Origin of the sequence: Variovorax paradoxus (assembly GCF_030815975.1) — a bacterium.
GTDB lineage: Bacteria > Pseudomonadota > Gammaproteobacteria > Burkholderiales > Burkholderiaceae_C > Variovorax > Variovorax paradoxus_N.
The window spans coordinates 1244295-1261064 of record NZ_JAUSXL010000002.1 but is presented as its reverse complement, the minus strand read 5'-3'; the positions used below and the strand labels follow the sequence as shown (position 1 = coordinate 1261064).

Annotated in this window: 13 protein-coding genes; 6 read left to right on the top strand and 7 right to left on the bottom strand. The window is 67.5% G+C overall.

Annotation, left to right across the window (positions count from 1 at the left end; translation table 11 throughout):
- Window positions 1-6 precede the first annotated feature (6 nt).
- Window positions 7-1110 (bottom strand): SMP-30/gluconolactonase/LRE family protein, encoded by a 1104-nt coding sequence (locus QFZ47_RS09645; protein WP_307655431.1) that lies wholly within the window; start codon window positions 1108-1110, stop codon window positions 7-9.
- Window positions 1111-1312: 202 nt separating this feature from the next.
- Between QFZ47_RS09645 and QFZ47_RS09640 the strand changes: the two genes are divergently transcribed.
- A complete protein-coding gene (locus QFZ47_RS09640) occupies window positions 1313-1747 on the top strand; it encodes a CBS domain-containing protein (RefSeq protein WP_307655430.1) in 435 nt (144 codons plus the stop codon).
- A 24-nt stretch (window positions 1748-1771) separates the two neighbouring features.
- Here QFZ47_RS09640 and QFZ47_RS09635 read toward each other — a convergent pair whose 3' ends face one another.
- The 4 genes from QFZ47_RS09635 to QFZ47_RS09620 form a co-directional block, all read right to left on the bottom strand.
- Window positions 1772-1990: a hypothetical protein gene (locus QFZ47_RS09635; protein ID WP_307655429.1), complete on the bottom strand. Its 219-nt coding sequence runs from the start codon at window positions 1988-1990 to the stop codon at window positions 1772-1774.
- A gap of 83 nt (window positions 1991-2073) precedes the next feature.
- Complete coding sequence (locus QFZ47_RS09630; protein ID WP_307655428.1) at window positions 2074-4275, bottom strand: copper-transporting P-type ATPase; 2202 nt, start codon at window positions 4273-4275, stop codon at window positions 2074-2076.
- Window positions 4276-4393: 118 nt separating this feature from the next.
- Window positions 4394-5917, bottom strand: coding sequence for an amidase (locus tag QFZ47_RS09625; protein WP_307655427.1), 1524 nt, complete (start codon window positions 5915-5917; stop codon window positions 4394-4396).
- Window positions 5918-6085: 168 nt separating this feature from the next.
- A complete protein-coding gene (locus QFZ47_RS09620; RefSeq protein ID WP_307655426.1) occupies window positions 6086-7069 on the bottom strand; it encodes a Bug family tripartite tricarboxylate transporter substrate binding protein in 984 nt (327 codons plus the stop codon).
- 145 nt (window positions 7070-7214) lie between these two features.
- Here QFZ47_RS09620 and QFZ47_RS09615 point away from each other — a divergent pair, with 145 nt between their 5' ends.
- Both QFZ47_RS09615 and QFZ47_RS09610 read left to right on the top strand, forming a co-directional pair.
- Complete coding sequence (locus QFZ47_RS09615; protein WP_307655425.1) at window positions 7215-8129, top strand: LysR family transcriptional regulator; 915 nt, start codon at window positions 7215-7217, stop codon at window positions 8127-8129.
- A 102-nt stretch (window positions 8130-8231) separates the two neighbouring features.
- Window positions 8232-8609 carry an HU family DNA-binding protein gene (locus QFZ47_RS09610; protein ID WP_209537345.1) on the top strand — a complete coding sequence of 126 codons (378 nt, stop codon included), beginning with the start codon at window positions 8232-8234 and terminating at the stop codon, window positions 8607-8609.
- 57 nt (window positions 8610-8666) lie between these two features.
- Here the strand turns inward: QFZ47_RS09610 and QFZ47_RS09605 are convergent, their stop codons facing one another.
- Window positions 8667-9578: a LysR family transcriptional regulator gene (locus tag QFZ47_RS09605; protein WP_307655424.1), complete on the bottom strand. Its 912-nt coding sequence runs from the start codon at window positions 9576-9578 to the stop codon at window positions 8667-8669.
- A gap of 164 nt (window positions 9579-9742) precedes the next feature.
- Between QFZ47_RS09605 and QFZ47_RS09600 the strand changes: the two genes are divergently transcribed.
- The 3 genes from QFZ47_RS09600 (at window position 9743) to QFZ47_RS09590 (ending at window position 15911) form a co-directional block, all read left to right on the top strand.
- Window positions 9743-10834 carry a TRAP transporter substrate-binding protein gene (locus QFZ47_RS09600; RefSeq protein WP_307655423.1) on the top strand — a complete coding sequence of 364 codons (1092 nt, stop codon included), beginning with the start codon at window positions 9743-9745 and terminating at the stop codon, window positions 10832-10834.
- On the top strand, window positions 10831-13803 hold the full coding sequence (locus QFZ47_RS09595; protein WP_307655422.1) for a bifunctional diguanylate cyclase/phosphodiesterase: 2973 nt from the start codon (window positions 10831-10833) through the stop codon (window positions 13801-13803). Before QFZ47_RS09600 ends, QFZ47_RS09595 begins: the two co-directional genes overlap by 4 nt.
- Before the next feature lie 182 nt (window positions 13804-13985).
- The gene (locus QFZ47_RS09590; RefSeq protein ID WP_307655421.1) at window positions 13986-15911 is read left to right on the top strand and encodes a PAS domain-containing hybrid sensor histidine kinase/response regulator; all 1926 of its coding nucleotides are present in this window, start codon (window positions 13986-13988) and stop codon (window positions 15909-15911) included.
- 12 nt (window positions 15912-15923) lie between these two features.
- Here the strand turns inward: QFZ47_RS09590 and nadE are convergent, their stop codons facing one another.
- Window positions 15924-16769: an NAD(+) synthase gene (gene nadE / locus QFZ47_RS09585; RefSeq protein WP_307655420.1), complete on the bottom strand. Its 846-nt coding sequence runs from the start codon at window positions 16767-16769 to the stop codon at window positions 15924-15926.
- Between the last annotated feature and the right edge of the window lies 1 nt (window position 16770).

Here is a 16770-nt window from a genome sequence, read left to right as displayed (position 1 = left end):
GAGCCGCTAGACCGCCCCGTGCGCCTCCACGTACAGCGCATAGAGCGAATGGCTGCTCGCCATGTAGAGGCGGTTGCGCTTGGGCCCGCCGAACTCGAGGTTGGCGCAGCGCTCCGGAAGGCGGATGAAGCCGATCGGTTTGCCTTCGCGGTTGAAGATCTTCACGCCGTCCATGTCTTCGGATCTGGCGAGCGGCAGGTGGGCTTTCAGGCCGCCGCCGACGTCGGTGGGCTCGGGCGCGAACGCGCCGCTGAAGCCCCAGCCGCACCAGAGGTTGCCGTCGCGGTCGACGCGGAATCCGTCGAGCGCACCGGGGCCGTCCGCGTCGATGAGTTTGGTCTTGTTCGACACGCTGGCGCCGTCGGCTGCAACGTCGTAGCTCCAGATGCTGCGGTTGGGCGTGCCCTTCCACTCGACCACGTAGAGCTTTTTCTCGTCCGGCGAGAACGCGAGGCCGTTCGGGTTCACGAGATCGGTGATGACGGCGCCGAGCTGGCCGTCCTTTGCGATGCGGTAGACGTTGGTGGTGGCCTGCTCCGGCGTGGCCTTCGAGCCTTCCCACTCGCCGTTGATGCCGAAGGTCGGATCGGTGAACCACACGCTGTCGTCGGACCTGACGACCACGTCGTTGGGCGCGTTGAGCCTCTTGCCCTCGTAGCTGTCGGCCAGCACGGTCATGCGGCCGTTCTTCTCGGTGCGCACCACGCGGCGCGTGACCGAATGCTCGCAGGTGACCAGGCGGCCCTGGCGGTCGCGCGTGTTGCCGTTGGCGTAGTTGGCGTTCTGCTTGTGCACCGTGAACTTGCCGGTCTTCTCGTCGTACTTCATGAGCCGGTTGTTCGGGATGTCGCTGCACAGCAGGTAGCCGCCCTCTGGAAAGTACACCGGCCCCTCGGCCCAGCGCATGCCGGTGCCCAGCTGCTCGACGGTGCTGCTGTAGATGCGGTACTTGGCAAAGCTCGGGTCCAGGATCAGCACCGAGGGGTCCGGGTAGCGCTGGTTGGGCTTGAAGTCGAAGGACTGCGCACCGGCCAGCCCGGCGAAGCTGGCCAGTCCGGAGCCTGCAGTCTTCAGGAAGCGGCGGCGCGGCTCGAGGCTCTTGTTCTGCATCTGTGAATCTCCTTTTGTCGTTGTGGAAAACCGGCGGACGCCAATCTTACGTATCCGCCGGCCACAAGCGGCCATCGCCGCGCGAAGTGCGACATGGCTTACTTGCGGTCCCCGAGACTGCCGACACGGCCCACCCGCCGTCCGCCTAAGCTGGGATTTGCAGCGAGCTTCCGATCCGACTCTGCTGCAGAAGGGACATCCAATGACTCAGGTTCATGAAGTGATGACGCGTGGCGTTCGCACTGTGGCGCCGGGCGACACCATCTTGCAGGCGGCGAAGGCCTTGGAAGAACTCGAAGTGGGCGTGCTGCCGGTCTGCGACGGCAACCGGCTGGTCGGCGTGGTGACCGACCGGGATATTGCCGTGCGCGGCGTGGCCCGGGAGATCGACCTGAACGCATCGCCGGTCAGGCAAATCATGACCGCCGATGCCTACTGGTGCTATGCCGACGACACGGTCGACGAAGCGCTCAGCCAGATGAGCGCGGTGCAGATCCGCAGGCTTCCGGTGGTCGACCGCGACAAGCGCCTCGTGGGCATCCTGTCGCTGGGCGACGTGGCGGCCAAGGGCGAGGCCGGTGCGGCGGCTGACCCGCTCGGAAAAATATCGGAGCCCGCGCGGCCCAGGCACTTGTAGCGCGGGTCGGCAGGCAGGCTTTGCTCAGGCGCTCTGCGCCCGGGGCTGGGCCGGCGCCCGTCGGCGGATCTCGCTGTGGAGCGCGCGCTGTCCGGCGGCCAGCGCGAGTTCATAGGTGTCCGCCGGATCGAAGGCGTCCCGGAGTATCTTGGGATTCGCTCCGTCCGCATCGGTTTCGAGCAGGCGCCAGACAAATGAACCGAGGGCTGGCTCCTCGATGATGAGTTCGATGGGTTGGGTCATCCATTCAACTTGCATGAACCCGCGCGAAATGTATGTAGGCCGAATTCGAATGCTGCCGGCCCGCAGTCGATGGAGCGCTTGGGTCAGGGCTTCCTGCCTGCGCCTTCCGCTCTCAGGCGCAATGCATTCGTGATGACCGATGCCGAACTCAGGCTCATCGCCAGCGCCGCGATCATCGGCGACAGCAGCCAGCCCGTGAACGGGAACAGCACGCCCGCGGCCAGCGGCACACCGAGCGCGTTGTAGACGAACGCGAAGCCCAGGTTCTGCTTCATGTTGGCAATGGTCTTCTCCGAGACGATGCGCGCCTGCGCAATGCCGCGCAGGTCGCCCTTGACCAGCGTGACCTGGGCGCTGTTCATTGCCACGTCGGTGCCGGTGCCCATGGCCACGCCGACGTCGGCCTTGGCCAGCGCGGGTGCATCGTTGATGCCGTCGCCCGCCATCGCGACGATGCGGCCTTCGCGCTGCAGCTTCTCGACCAGCGCCAGCTTGTCGGCCGGCTTGACTTCGCCATGCACTTCGTCGATGCCCAGCCTCGCGGCCACGGCGCGCGCGGTGGTCAGGCCGTCGCCCGTGGCCATGATCACGCGCATGCCCGATGCCTTGAGCGCCGCGAGCGCTTCCACGGTGGTGGCCTTGATCGGATCGGACACGGCAAGCAGGCCGGCAAGCTTGCCGTCGGTGGCCAGGAACATCACGCTGGCCCCTTCGGTGCGCAGCGCCTCGGCCTGCGGCTTGAGCGCGTCGACCGGCACGCCCAGCTGGTCCATCAGCGCGGTGTTGCCGAGCGCCAGGCGCCGGCCGCCGACGCTGCCGCTCACGCCGATGCCGCTCTCGGACTCGAACTCGTCGGCCGCGGCCAGCGGGAGCTTGCGCTCGCGCGCCGCCTGCACGATGGCGTGCGCCAGCGGATGCTCGCTCCCCTGGTCCAGGCTTGCCGCAAGGCGCAGCACCTCGTCCTCGGTGAAGCCGGGCAGGGCCACCGCGCGTTCGAAGCCCGGCTTGCCTTCGGTCAGCGTGCCTGTCTTGTCGACGATGAGCGCGTCGACCTTGCGGAAGTTCTCGATGGCGGCCGCATCGCGGAACAGCACGCCCTGCGTGGCCGCCTTGCCGGTGGCCACCATGATCGACATCGGCGTGGCCAGGCCGAGCGCACAGGGGCAGGCAATGATGAGCACCGCCACCGCATTGATGAGCCCGTGGGTCCAGCTCGGCGCCGGCCCGAAGAAGCCCCAGGCGAAGAAAGTCAGCACCGCGATGCCGATGACGGTCATGACGAAGTAGCCGGCCACGCGGTCGGCCATGCGCTGCATCGGCGCCCTGGAACGCTGGGCCTGCACCACCATCTGCACGATGCTCGCGAGCACGGTCTGCGAGCCGACCTTTTCCGACTGCATCACCAGCGCGCCGCTCGTGTTGAGCGTGGCGCCGATGAGCTTGTCGCCGGCCCGCTTGGTCACGGGCAGCGGCTCCCCCGTGAGCATGGATTCGTCGACCGCGCTCGCGCCCTCGACCACCACGCCGTCCACCGGCACCTTTTCGCCGGGCCGCACGCGCAGCCTGTCGCCGACATGCACGTGCGCGATCGGAACGTCTTCTTCAGCGCCATCGGCGCCGATGCGCCGCGCTGTCTTGGGCGCAAGGCCCAGCAGCGACTTGATGGCCGCCGAAGTCTGCGAGCGTGCCTTGAGTTCGAGGATCTGGCCGAGCAGGGTGAGTGAAATGATCACCGCCGCCGCCTCGAAGTACACCGCCACGCGGCCCATCGACATGAACGAATCGGGAAACACGCGGGGTGCCACCGTGGCCACCACGCTGTAGGCGAAGGCGGCCGCGGTGCCCAGGCCGATGAGCGTCCACATGTTGGGGCTGCGGTTGGCGACCGATTGCACGGCACGCACGAAGAAAGGCCAGCCCGCCCACAGCACGATCGGCACCGAAAGAACCAGTTCGATCCAGCTCTGCGTGGCCATCTCGAACCACTGCAGGCGGTGCCCCGCCATTGCGAGCACGGCGACCGCGATGGTGAGCGGCAGCGTCCAGAGGAAGCGCCGCTTGAAGTCGCGCAGCTCGGGGTCTTCGCCTTCGTCGAGCGTCGGCATTTCGGGCTCGAGCGTCATGCCGCACTTGGGGCAGTTGCCCGGATGGTCCTGCCGGATCTCCGGATGCATCGGGCAGGTGTAGATGGTGCCGGCGGGCGCAGGCGCGTGCGTGTGTGCATGCGGCGCGTGGGGGTCTTCGTGATGCTGGTGCTGCGGTGCCCCGGAATGCGCGTGGTTCATCGAATGCTCCAACGAGAAAACAGGAAGATGCTGCGCACCCTGCGCAGCGCATCGCCAGTTTCCAGGTTGACACCGTGTCAAGGTCAAGGCCGGCGCGGCGCCCGGCCGCGCAGCCTTCTCAGACGGCCGAGACCGCGGCGGCCGGCGCGCTGCTGCCCGCCCCGGGCGGCGCCGTGACGATCGAGGTGAGCGCAGGTTCGGCCGCGCGCAGCGATGCGAGGTCGGGCCGCGGGCGGCGCAATTGCGCGTCGGCCGCAAAGGCCTTTTCCATCGCATGTGCCGCGCCCAGCACCTGGTGGTCGGCCCTGAAGGCACCCACGATCTGCAGCCCGAACGGCATGCCCGCATGGTCGAGGCCGCAGGGCAGCGAGAGCGCCGGGTGCGTGGTCAGCGTGACCACGTAGGTCAGCGCCAGCCAGCGGTAGTAGTTCGCCTGCTTCTCGCCGTTGATGGTGTCTGCGTACAGCTGCGTCCACGGAAAGGGCGACACGGGCGTGGTGGGCGAGAGGATCAGGTCGTAGTCGGCGAACGTGGCCTGGAAGCGCTTGATGAGCCGGGTCTGCTCGGCCTGGGCCCAGGCGCTGTCGAGCAGGCTCATCTGCGCGCCCATCTCGTAGTTGGCGCGGGAGTTGGGGCCCAGGCTGGCCGGATCGCGCTGGTAGGCGGCGTGCATGCCGGCCACGAAGGCCTCGGCGCGCAGCACGTCGAAGCAGCGGTGCGCTTCGCCGAGATCGAGCTCGACTTCGTCGCAAGACTTGAACAGGTGCCGCATGGCGCCGATCTTGCGGCGCATCGTGGCGCGGATGGCTTCGTCCACGGCGCAGGCGCCGAAGTCTTCGGTCCACGCCACGCGCAGCCGGCTGAGGTCGACGTCGGCCGGCTTCAGGAAGGACAACGGATCGAGCGGATAGCTCAGCGGGTCGCCCGCGTGCATGCCGGCCGAGGCGGCCATCTGCAGGCAGGCGTCCTCCACCGTGCGGCCCATCGGGCCAACCACCGAGATCGGCGTCCAGCCCAGGAGCTTGCGCACGCTCGGCACGATGCCCGGCGAAGGCCGGAAGCCCACCACGCCGCACTTGGCAGCCGGAATGCGCAGCGAGCCGCCGGTGTCGGAGCCGGTGCACACGGGCAGCATGTCGCAGGCCAGCGCGGCCGCCGAGCCGCCGGAGGAACCGCCGGCATTGAGGTTCGGATTGAAGGGGTTGCCGGTGGCGCCCCACACCTCGTTGCGCGAGTTGGCGCCGGCGCCCATTTCGGGCACGTTGGTCTTGCCGGCCACGATGGCGCCGGCCTTGCGAAGGCGGGCCACCAGCTCGATGTCTTCCTGCGGCACGTGGTCGCGGAAAATCGCGGAGCCCCAGGTGGTGAGCAGGCCTTCGGTGGGCTCGAGGTCCTTCACGCCGAGCGGCAGGCCGTGCAGCAGGCCCAGTGCATCGCCGCGCATCACGGCGCTCTCCGCCGCCCGGGCCTCGGCCCTCGCGCGCTCGAAGCAGGTGGCGGTCACGGCGTTGACAAAAGGATTCACGCGCTCGATGCGCGCAATGCAGGCTTCCAGCAGCTCGACCGGCGAGATCGCCTTGCTGCCGATGAGCCGGCGCAGTTCGACGGCGGAGTGTTCGATCAATTCGGTGCGAGTGCTCATGTCGGTTGTTGTTCCATCGGGCTCAGTCCAGCGCACCCGCGGAACGGGCTCCGCCCGGCCGCCGGGTGCGCCCCCCAGTGGGGGGAGGCGCCGAAGGCGCTTCGGGGGGCGTCATTAAGGGCCTGTTAACGCCATGGAAGGCGACCCCTTCCATGGCGTTAACAGGCCCTAATCTGCTGTGATGTTGGCGCGCGCAGCAATGGCGCGCATCAGCGGCAATTCCTTGGCGATCAGTTCGCTCACCGCGGCCGAATTGCTGTAGCCCGGCTCGAGGCCCTGGGCACTGAGCTTGGCGCGCGTGTCAGCGTCGGCCATGGTCGCAGCCAGCGCCTTTTCGAGCTTGGCCTTCACGTCGGCGGGCAGGCCCTTCGGCGCCACCAGAACCAGCCAGGTGTCGGTGTTGACTTCGGGATAGCCGCTCTCGGCCATGGTGGGCACGTCGGGCAGCAGGGCCGAGCGCTTGGCCGTGGTCACCGCGATGGCCTTGATCTTGCCGCTCTTGAGCTGGGGAACGGCCGCGCTCACGGTGTCGATGCTGAACGGAACCTGCCCGCCCATCAGGTCGGTCATGGCCGGAGCGCTGCCCTTGTAGGGCACGTGCGTCATCTTGAGGCCGGCGGCATGCAGGATGGTTTCGCCGGCGAACTGCGAGGTGGTGCCGGTGCCATAGGACGCGTACGAATACTTTCCGGGCGAGGCCTTCACGTAGTCGACGAACTGCTTGACGGTCTGCACCGGCACTTCGCTGTTCGCAAGCAGGATGAGGCCGACCCGCCCGGCCAGGCCGATCGGCTCGAAGCCCTTGACCGGGTCGTAGGGCAGGTTCGGGCGGATGGCGGGATTCACCGTGAAGGTGGTGCCCGAGCTGATCAGCAGCGTGTAGCCGTCGGGCGCCGCCTTGGAGACATAGCTTGCGCCAATCACCGTGCCGGCGCCGCCGCGGTTTTCGATGACCACGGGCTGGCCGAGTTCCTTGCCCAGGCGCTGGGCGATCACGCGCCCGTTCACGTCGGTGGCGCCGCCGGGCGGAAAGGGAATCACGAGCGTGACCGGGCGCGACGGAAAGCCGGTGTCGGCGGCCAGGGCCGCGAGCGGCGCCAGGCCAAGGCAGGACAGCAGCACCATGCGGGCCAGTGCGGGGAGGCGTTTCATGAAGGACTCCTGGAGAACAGACAGCGGGGATGCAGCTTCATCCTAGGAGCGCCATCGCGCTGCCACAAGCGCAATGTTTAGAATTGTGGATTGCCGATTCGGCAATCGACCGACACGCGTCGCCCCGCTGCGACAAGGAAGAAACATGTCGCTTCATGCGCTGCAGGAGACCGCGGTCCGCTACTTCCTGGAGGTGGTCAGGACCGGTTCGGTGAAGGAGGCTGCGCTCAAGCTCAACGTGGCGCCTTCCGCCGTGAGCCGGCAGGTGGCGCGCCTGGAGCGCGAGCTCGACACCCTGTTGTTCGACCGGCACGCGCGCGGCATGGTGCCCAATGCGGCCGGCGAGCTGCTGGCCGCGCATGCCAAGCGGGTGCAGCAGGACATCGAGCGCGTGGCCGGCGAGATCCAGGGCCTGCGCGGGCTGCGCAGCGGGCGCGTGCGCGTGGCGAGCACGGAGGGCTTCGCGTTCGACTTTCTTCCCACGCTGATCTCGCGTTTTCGCGCCAGGCACGAAGGCATCCGCTTTCATCTCGAGGTCTGCCCGCCGAGCGAAATTCCCGGCCGCATCCGCGACGGCGAAGCGGACGTGGGCATCACGCTGAGCGCGGTGCCCGAGCCCGGCATCCGGATCGAGCTGCGCCATCCGAGCCCGATCCTCGCCGTGATGGCCAGCGACCATCCGCTGGCGGCGCAGCGGCAACTCTCCCTGCGCCAGGTGGTGGCCTATCCGCTGGGCCTGCCGCCGCGGGACAGTTCCATCCGGCAGCTGCTCGACATCAGCTGCAGCAGGCAGGGACTGCAGTACGTGCAGGCCATGTCGAGCAACCATGCCAATGCGCTGGTGAGCTTTGCGGCCGCGGGGGGCGACACCATTGCCTTCTATGGCGAGCTGTCGATCCGCACGCAGCTGAAGTCGAAGGCGCTGGTGGCCATTGCGCTGAAGGACCGCGAAATGAACGAGCGCCATCTCGAAGTCGAGACGCTCGCGGGCCGGTCATTGCCCGATGCAGGCAAGGCATTCGTGCGGTTTTTGACGGATGCCATCCAGGCCACGGCCTGAGGGCGGCCGCCCGTGCGCTACACTCCGCGCCGCTTGCAGCGGGCCTGAGCCGCTGCGCCGTCATTGGCAACATGACGAGAACAAACCAAAGGAAATTTTCAAGTGAACCGTATCGAACTGGTCGAAAAGATCGCCACCGCCCACAACGTCAGCAAGGCCGAAGCCGCCCGCATCCTGGAGACCGTCACGGGCTCCATCGTCGCCGCAGTGAAGAAGGGCGACCCCGTGCAGCTCATCGGCTTCGGCACCTTCAAGCAAGTGGCGCGCGCCGCGCGCACCGGCTTCAACCCCCAGGCCGGCGCAAAGATCAAGATCGCCGCGCAGAAGGTGCCCAAGTTCGTGCCGGGCGCAGCGTTCAAAGCCGCCATCGACCCCAAAGCTGCAAAGCGCAAGGCCGACAAGGCAGCCGCCAAGCCTGCAGCCAAGAAGGCAGCGCCGGCCAAGAAGGCCGCACCCGCCAAGAAGGCAAGCAAGAAGTAAATGGCTCGCGGCCGCAAGGCTGCCTCCATGCAAGAAAACGGCCTTGGGGCCGTTTTTTTATTGATGCAGCGTGCCCAGCCGCGCAAGGATCAGGTCATGCAGCGTCTGCGCCGCCACCGACAGGCTTCCCTCCCGGCGCTGCACCAGGTAGATGGTGCGCGTGAGGCCGGGCAGCGGCAGCGGGCGCGTCACCAGCGTTTCGCGCCGGAAGTGAAAGAGCGTGAGCTCCGGCACCACGCTGATGCCGATGCCGGCCTCGACCAGCCCCATCACCGTGGCCAGGTGCTCGACCTCGAACACCGCATTGAGCCGCAGCGGGTGCAGCGCCGCGTCGAGCGACTGGCGCACGCTGCTGTTGCGCGCCATCTGGATGAAGGGCCATGGCGCGAGCTGCCGTGCCGTGAGCCTGGCGGCGCTGGCGAGCGGATGGTCCTTGCGGCAAACCAGGTGAAAGCGGTCGTCGCAGAGCTTGCGGCCGCGCAGGTCGCTGGCCGCTGCCGCGCCGGCACCCGTTGCAGCGAGCGCGAAATCGGCCTGGTGGCTGCGCAGCTGGGCAATGCAGGCGTCCGACAGCGCATCGTGCAGCTCGACCGTGATGCCGGGCCAGGCCTGCATGAACTCCGCCAATATGGCCGGCAGCCAGCCCGCCGCCAGCGAGGGCAGGGCCGCCACGCTGACGCGGCCCTTGCGCCGCTGGGCGTGGTCGGCCAAGTCGCCGATGGCGCCCTGCATGTCGTCCAGCAGCCGCCGGGCCGAAGGTTCGAACAGCCGGCCCTCGGGCGTGAGCTGCACGCTGCGCGTGTCGCGGTCGAACAGCCGGGCGCCGAGCGTTTCCTCGAGCGTGCGGATCAGCGCGCTGAAGGCGGGCTGCGACAAATGGCAGGTCTGGGCCGCGCGCGTGAAGTTGCGCTGCTCGGCCAGGGCCGTGAACGCACGCAGTTGGCGGCTGGAAAGCTCGGGCGCTGGCATCGGTCTGGAGTCTGGAGGAATGGGCCGGAAATCGGGGCCTGCGGATGGTATTCCTGTGCCCTGTACGCAACGTGTTTTCGCGATTCCGACCGGCGGGGCGCCGAAACGGCCTTTTTGTAAAAAAATTGTGACTTAAGGCCCAATTCGGCATCATGATCCGGGCCATGAGGACCGGCGAAGCATCTTCCGCTTGGCAACGTGCGCTCTGGACGCATATTGCCGCTCTTTTTCTTGTTTTCGCTGCCACGCACAGCGAGGCTCAGCAGCAGCCGCCGTCTGCCCAGCGGCTGCGGATCGTGGGCGGGCTGGCGAGCGTGAGCCAGTACACGCTCCATGAAGAGCGCTTCTGGAGCCAGGACCTGCGCCGCCTGAGCGGCGGAAAGTACAGCGCGAGCATCGTGCCGTTCAACCAAGCCGGCGTCCCGGGGCAGGAGATGCTCAATCTCATGCGGCTGGGGGTCATTCCATTCGGTACGGCGCTGCTCAGCCAGGTCAGCAACGAGTACCCGGAACTGGGCATGCCCGACATCGCCGGACTGAATCCCGACATGGCCACGATGCGGCGGGTGATCGCGGCCTTCCGGCCCTACCTCGACAAGACGCTGCGCGAACGGCACGGCGTCGAGCTTCTCGCGGTGTATGTCTATCCGGCCCAGGTGATCTTCTGCAAGCGGGCGGTGAAGCAGCTTTCGGACCTCGCGGGGCGGCGCATCCGCGTTTCGGGCAGCAGCCAGGCCGACTTCGTGCGGGCGCTCAACGGCGTGCCCGTCCACACCGAATTTGCGGAACTCATGGCCAACATGCAATCGGAAAATACGGAATGCGCGATCACCGGTGCGATGTCCGGCAACACGCTGGGCCTGCACAAGGTGGCAAGTTCGCTCTACACGATGCCCATCAACTGGGGCATCGCGGTATTTGGCGCCAACACGGACGCATGGAACGCGCTTCCGGCGGACTTGAAGGCCCTGTTGAAGACAGAGCTGCCGAAACTGGAGGCCGCGGTGTGGAGCGAATCGGAGCGCGACACCGGAAACGGCATTGCGTGCAACACGGGCGCCGAGACATGCATGAAGGGCACCAAGGGCGCCATGGTCGAGGCACACCCTTCGGCGGATGACGAGAGGCGCAGGCGCGAAATCTTCGCCACCAGCGTGCTGACCCGGTGGGTGCAGCGCTGCGGGGCCGTGTGCGCGGAGGTCTGGGACCAGACCGCCGGCCCGGTCGTGGGAATCAAGGCGCCTGTCGGGCAGTGACCAAGTCGCAGTCCAGCCGGCTCACCGGCTTCGTCTATGGCGTTGCGGCGCTGTTTCTCGTGGCCGTGCTCACCATTGCCGGACTGATGGCATGGCAGACGCGCGAGAAGGACATTGCCGACAGCGAAGCCCAGGCCGTGCGGTTCGTCGCCACCTCGGAGGCCGCGCTCAACCGCAGCCTGCTGGGGGTGAACACGCTGCTCGCGGGCGTGGGACAGTCTCTGCGCAGGTCCACCCAGGACAGCATCGCGGCCGACATCGGGCAACCCGAGACTGCGCAACTGATCGAGACCAGCATCCGCCAGAATCTTCTGGCGCGGTACGTCGCCTTCCTGTCCCCCGAGGGTGCGGTCATCGGCTCTTCCGGCCGGCGGGGGGCCAAGCTGGCGCTTCAATTGCCTCAGGGATTCCTGCAGGAAGTTCTGGGCAGCCCTGCATCCGCGCTGTCGATCAGTGCACCCTCGATCAGCCCGGAGAGCTCCCAGCAGGTGCTGTACTTTGCGCGCGTGCTCCCGCTTGCGGACGGCGGCAAGGTGGTGGCCGTGGCCGAGGTGCAGGTCTCGATGCTCACCACCATCCTTGCGCAGGGCGCCAGCATCCGTGGACTCGAAGTCACGCTGGAGCGCGAGACCGGGCTGTTGCTGGCCGGCATGCCGCCGCGCGATGCCCTGGCCGGGCGGGTCATCAGCCCGGCCTTGACGGACCAGGCCATCGACGGACGTCCGCGGCGCATGCTTTCCCGGCTCAGCGGCGCTCCCGCCATCGTGGTTGCCCGGCCCACGCTGCATCGAAACCTGCTGATCGTTGCCGGCATTCCGCTCGAGGTCGCGCTCGCGGACTGGCGCGGGGAGCGCAATGTCATTCTGGCGACGGCCCTGGCCTTCACGCTGATGATTCTCGCCGTCAGCTATTTCGCCCTTGCGCAACTGCGGCGGCAGTGGCGCGCGCGCGCCGAACTGATGCGTTCCAAGGCCACGCTGGACCAGGCGCTCGAATCCATGGTGGATGGCTTCGTCCTGCTCGATCCCGATGACCGCGTCGTCACCTGGAACCGCCGTTTTGTGGATTTCTTTCCCTGGGCGGAGCCCCTCTTGGCCCCGCTGGTGCCGTTCCAGCAGATCGCACAGCAGAACTCGCGCCACTTGCTGACGCAGAACGAACAGGAGCTCACGCTCCTGAACGGCCAGGTGATCGTTGCGGTGAACAGCCCCACGCCGGACGGCGGCCTGGTGTGCGTCTACCGCGACGTGACCGAGAAGAAGCGCCACATCGCCGACATTCTCGAAGGCAAGGCGCAGCTGCAGGCCACGCTGGACGCCTTGCCCGACGTGCTGATGGACGCCGGCATCGACGGCCGGTGCTACAGCTTCCATTCGCCGCGCCGCCCCAAGCCGGCGTTCAAGGTGCGGGAGCCCGTCGGCAAGCTGATGTCGGACCTGCTGCCGGCGAATGCTGCGGCCGAGGTGATGGTGGCGCTGCGCGATGCCTTCGAAACCGGGTTTTCCACCGGGCGGCAATTCGAGATCAGAACGGCCAGGGGCGCCACGTGGTTCGAGATTTCCGTCTCCCGCAAGGTGATCGGCGAAGGCGCCGCCGCGCGGTTCATCGTGATCCTGCGCGACATCACCGAGAGCAAGCTGGCAGCCCGCGAGATCGAGCATCTGGCCTTCTACGACAGCCTGACCGGCCTGCCCAACCGCCGGCTCCTGCTGCATCGGCTGCAATCCACCATCGACTCGAACGTGCGCCGCTCGCGGCATGGTGCGCTGCTGTTCCTGGACCTGGACGATTTCAAGACGCTCAACGATGCGCTCGGAAACGCCACCGGCGACGCACTGTTGAAGCAGGTCGCCCTCCGGCTCCAGGACAACCTGAAAGAGGGCGGCACGGTCGCACGGCTTGGAGGCGACGAATTCGTGGTGCTGCTGGACAACCTCAGCGACGACGCCGGCGTTGCCGCGATGCAGACCAATGCCGCCGGCGAGGCCATCCTCGCGGCACTGAACGGCTCCTTCCAGCTTGCGGACCATCAGTACCACAGCACCTGCAGCATTGGCGCCGTGGTGTTCGGCGCCACGCAGCAGTCGCTGGAGGACCTGCTGAAGCAGGCGGACATCGCCATGTACTACGCCAAGTCGGCGGGCGGCGACGCGCTGCGCTTCTTCGAGACTTCGATGCAGACCGCCATCACCGCCCGCGCCACGTTGGAGAGCGAACTCCACGCGGCGCTGGCAGGCGAGCAGTTCGTGCTGCACTATCAGTCCCAGGTGACGTCGGAGGGCCACATCGTGGGCGCCGAGGTGTTGATCCGGTGGCAGCATCCGGTGCGGGGAATGGTGCAGCCCGGAGGTTTCATCGAACTGGCGGAAGAAACCGGTCTGATCGTGCCGATCGGCATGTGGGTGCTGGAGACCGCATGCATCCAGCTCGAGCGCTGGAGCCATGATTCGAGGCGCCGGCACCTGCGGCTGGCGGTCAATGTCAGCGCGCGCCAGTTCCGCACCGACGACTTCGTGGACCGCGTTCGCGACGTGCTCGCAAGGACCGGCGCCGACCCCACGCGGCTCGAACTCGAGCTCACGGAAAGCCTGCTGCAGGACAAGGTCGGCGAGACGATCAGCAAGATGCAGGCGCTCGCGGCCCTGGGCGTGCGCTTTTCCATGGACGACTTCGGCACCGGCTTCTCGTCGCTCTCCTACATGACCCAGCTGCCGCTGAACCAGATCAAGGTCGACAAGTTCTTCGTGCAGAGCATCGGCATCGATCCGAAGGTCGAACTGATCATCCAGGCCATCATCGGAATGGCCCGCAACCTCGATCTCGAAATCGTGGCGGAAGGCGTCGAGACGCAGCAGCAGTTCGAATTTCTCCAGGTGCACGGCGCAATGCTGTGCCAGGGCTATCTGTTCAGCAGGCCTGTGCCGCTCGACCAGTTCGACGCGCAGCTGGATGTCGAGATGGCGAACTGAACGCGCGCCGCGCGAAGAGCCGTCGAGCGCCTGAGGCTCGCGGCACACCGTGCGTACGGTGCGCAATCTGGACCTTGTCCTACGCGAAAAGCAACCATTGCTGGCCTAAATTGCCACTACCGTTTCGCGGCCGGCATCGCAGGCTGTGGCACCGATCGCGCGGCCACTGAAGGGAAAGAGCAATGGCAGATCACGGCGGTGGGAGTGCACCCCTGAACCAACGCACTCTGGCCGACGCCGATTTCCGGCTGATGGTCGATTCGGTCACCGACTACGCCATCATCGTTCTCGATCCTGGCGGCATCGTCATCAGCTGGAACGAGGGCGCCCGAAAGCTCAAGGGATACGACGCCCCGGAGGTTCTGGGGCGGCACTTCTCTCTTTTCTATCCGGCCGAACTGCTGGAGCAGAACCGGCCCGAACACGCACTCGAAGCGGCACGCCGGGATGGCCGCCTGGAGGAAGAAGCCTGGCGCCTGCGCAGCGACGGCACGCGCTTCTGGGCCAGCGTGGTCATCACGCGGATCACCGGCGCGAGCGGAGAAGTCCGCGGCTTCTCGCTGATCACCAAGGATCGCAGCGAGCACCGCCGCCAGGACGAGATGCTGCGCATGAGCGAGGAGCGGTTCCGGCTGCTGGTCGAAGGCGTGAAGGACTATGCGATCTTCATGCTCGACCCAGGCGGCCACATCGTGAGCTGGAATCTCGGCGCGCAGAAGAACAAGGGCTACGAGGCCTCCGAGATCATCGGGCAGCACTTCTCCAGGTTCTATCCGCCGGAGGTCGTCGCCGCCGGATGGCCGGAGCAGGAGCTGCGCAACGCGCTGCGGGACGGGCGCTTCGAGGACGAAGGCTGGCGCATCCGCAAGGACGGCAGCCGGTTCTGGGCCAGCGTGGTGATCACCGCGCTGCACGATGCCACCGGCAGGCATCGCGGCTTCGCCAAGGTCACGCGCGACCTGACCGAGCGCCGCCGCGTGACCGCGCTGGAAGACGAAGGGCGCCGCGTGACGAACTTCCTTGCGATGCTCGGGCACGAGCTGCGCAATCCGCTGGCGCCGATCTCGAACGCGCTCGAACTCCTCAAGCGCGAGAAGACGGAGTCGGCCGCGGTCGTGCACACCCGCGACATCATCGGCCGGCAGCTGCGCCAGATGACCCGGCTGGTGGACGACCTGCTCGACGTGGGCCGCATCACGAGCGGCAAGATCCAGATCGAGAACAAGCCGGTTCGCCTGCGCGACGCCATCGCCGAGGCCGTCGAGGCGGTGCGTCCGCTGATCGAGGGCAAGTCGCAGACATTGCACCTCGAGGCGCAGGACGCGGATCCCTGGATTGCCGGGGACAGGGCGCGCGTCATCCAGATCCTCAGCAACCTGATCCACAACGCGGCGAAGTTCACCGGGAACGGCGGCAACATCCGCGTGTCGCTCTCGCGAACCGCAACGGAGGCGGACATCAGCGTGCGCGACGACGGGCCCGGCATACCGCCGCAGGACCTGCAGCGGATCTTCGACCTGTTCGTGCAGGGCGAGCAGAACCTGGCAAGGACGCAGGGCGGGCTGGGCCTGGGGCTGAGCCTGGTGCAGCAGCTGACCACGCTGCACGCAGGACGCGTCAGCGCGTTCAGCACCGGCAGGCCGGGCGAGGGCAGCGAATTCGTGGTGCAGTTCCCGACCACGCAGGCGCCGGTCGCCATGCTCGAGGCGCAGCCGCGTCCGGTGGGCGAGCAGCGCGTGCTGGTGGTGGACGACAACGTGGATGCGGCCGAGACCATGGCCATGCTGCTGGAAGCGCTGGGCTACAAGTCCAGCGTCGTGCATGGCGGACTGGCCGCCATCGAGGCGGTGAAGGCGCAGGACCCGGATGTGGTGCTGCTGGACATCGGCCTGCCCGACCTGAGCGGCCACGAAGTCGCCCGGCGTGTGCGGGCGGAGATGATCAACCCGCCGCCGCTGATCGCCATCACCGGCTACGGGCAGGCCAGCGACCGGGACACCAGCCTGGAGGCGGGTTTCCGGGCCCATCTGACGAAGCCGGTCGACGTCGACAAGCTCTCGGCGCTGCTCGAACACCTGCTGGAGCCGCCTCGCTTCAAGGCGGCGTGAAGCCAGCCGAAGCTAGGCCTGCGGCGGCTCCACCGGCAGCGCGCGCTTGTGGGCGCTCCTGCGATGCGTGGCAAGAATGATCTCGCGCGCCGCGGCGGGCACCGGCTTGCCTTCGAGGAAATCGTCGATCTGTTCGTAGCTGACGCCGAAGGCGTCCTCGTCGGGCTTGCCCGGCACCAGCGATTCGAGATCGGCCGTCGGCACCTTGAACACCAGCTCGTCGGGCGCGCCGAGCCGCTGCGCGATGGCGCGCACGCGGCGCTTGTCGAGGCCGGTGAGCGGCGTCACGTCGGCCGCGCCGTCGCCGAACTTGGTAAAGAAACCCATCAGCGCCTCGGCGGCATGGTCGGTGCCGATGACGATGCCGTCGTGCGCGCCGGCCACCGCGAACTGCGCAATCATGCGCTGGCGCGCCTTGATGTTGCCGAGCACGAAGTCTTCATGCGCCGCGTCGCGGAAGGCCAAGTCGCCGCTCTTGAGCGCCGCGAGCATGCCGTCGGCCGCCGGGCGGATGTCGACGCTGAGGATGCGGTCCGGCCTGATCACCGCGAGCGAGGCCTGTGCCTCATCCTCGTCCTTCTGCACGTCGTAGGGCAGGCGCATCGCGATGAAGGTGGCGCCGTAGCCTTGCGCACGCAGCCGCTCGACGGCGCGCTGCGCGAGGCAGCCGGCCGTCAGCGAATCGACGCCGCCGCTGATGCCGAGCACCAGCGCCTTGAGGCCGGTGCTCTGCAGGTAGTCCGCGAGGAACGCGGTGCGCCGCTCGATTTCCGCGGCGGCATCGAAGACGGGTGCGACATGCAGCGCCGCGATGATCTCGCGCTGGGTGGCGTCGACGGGAGTCAGGTCCTGATCCATA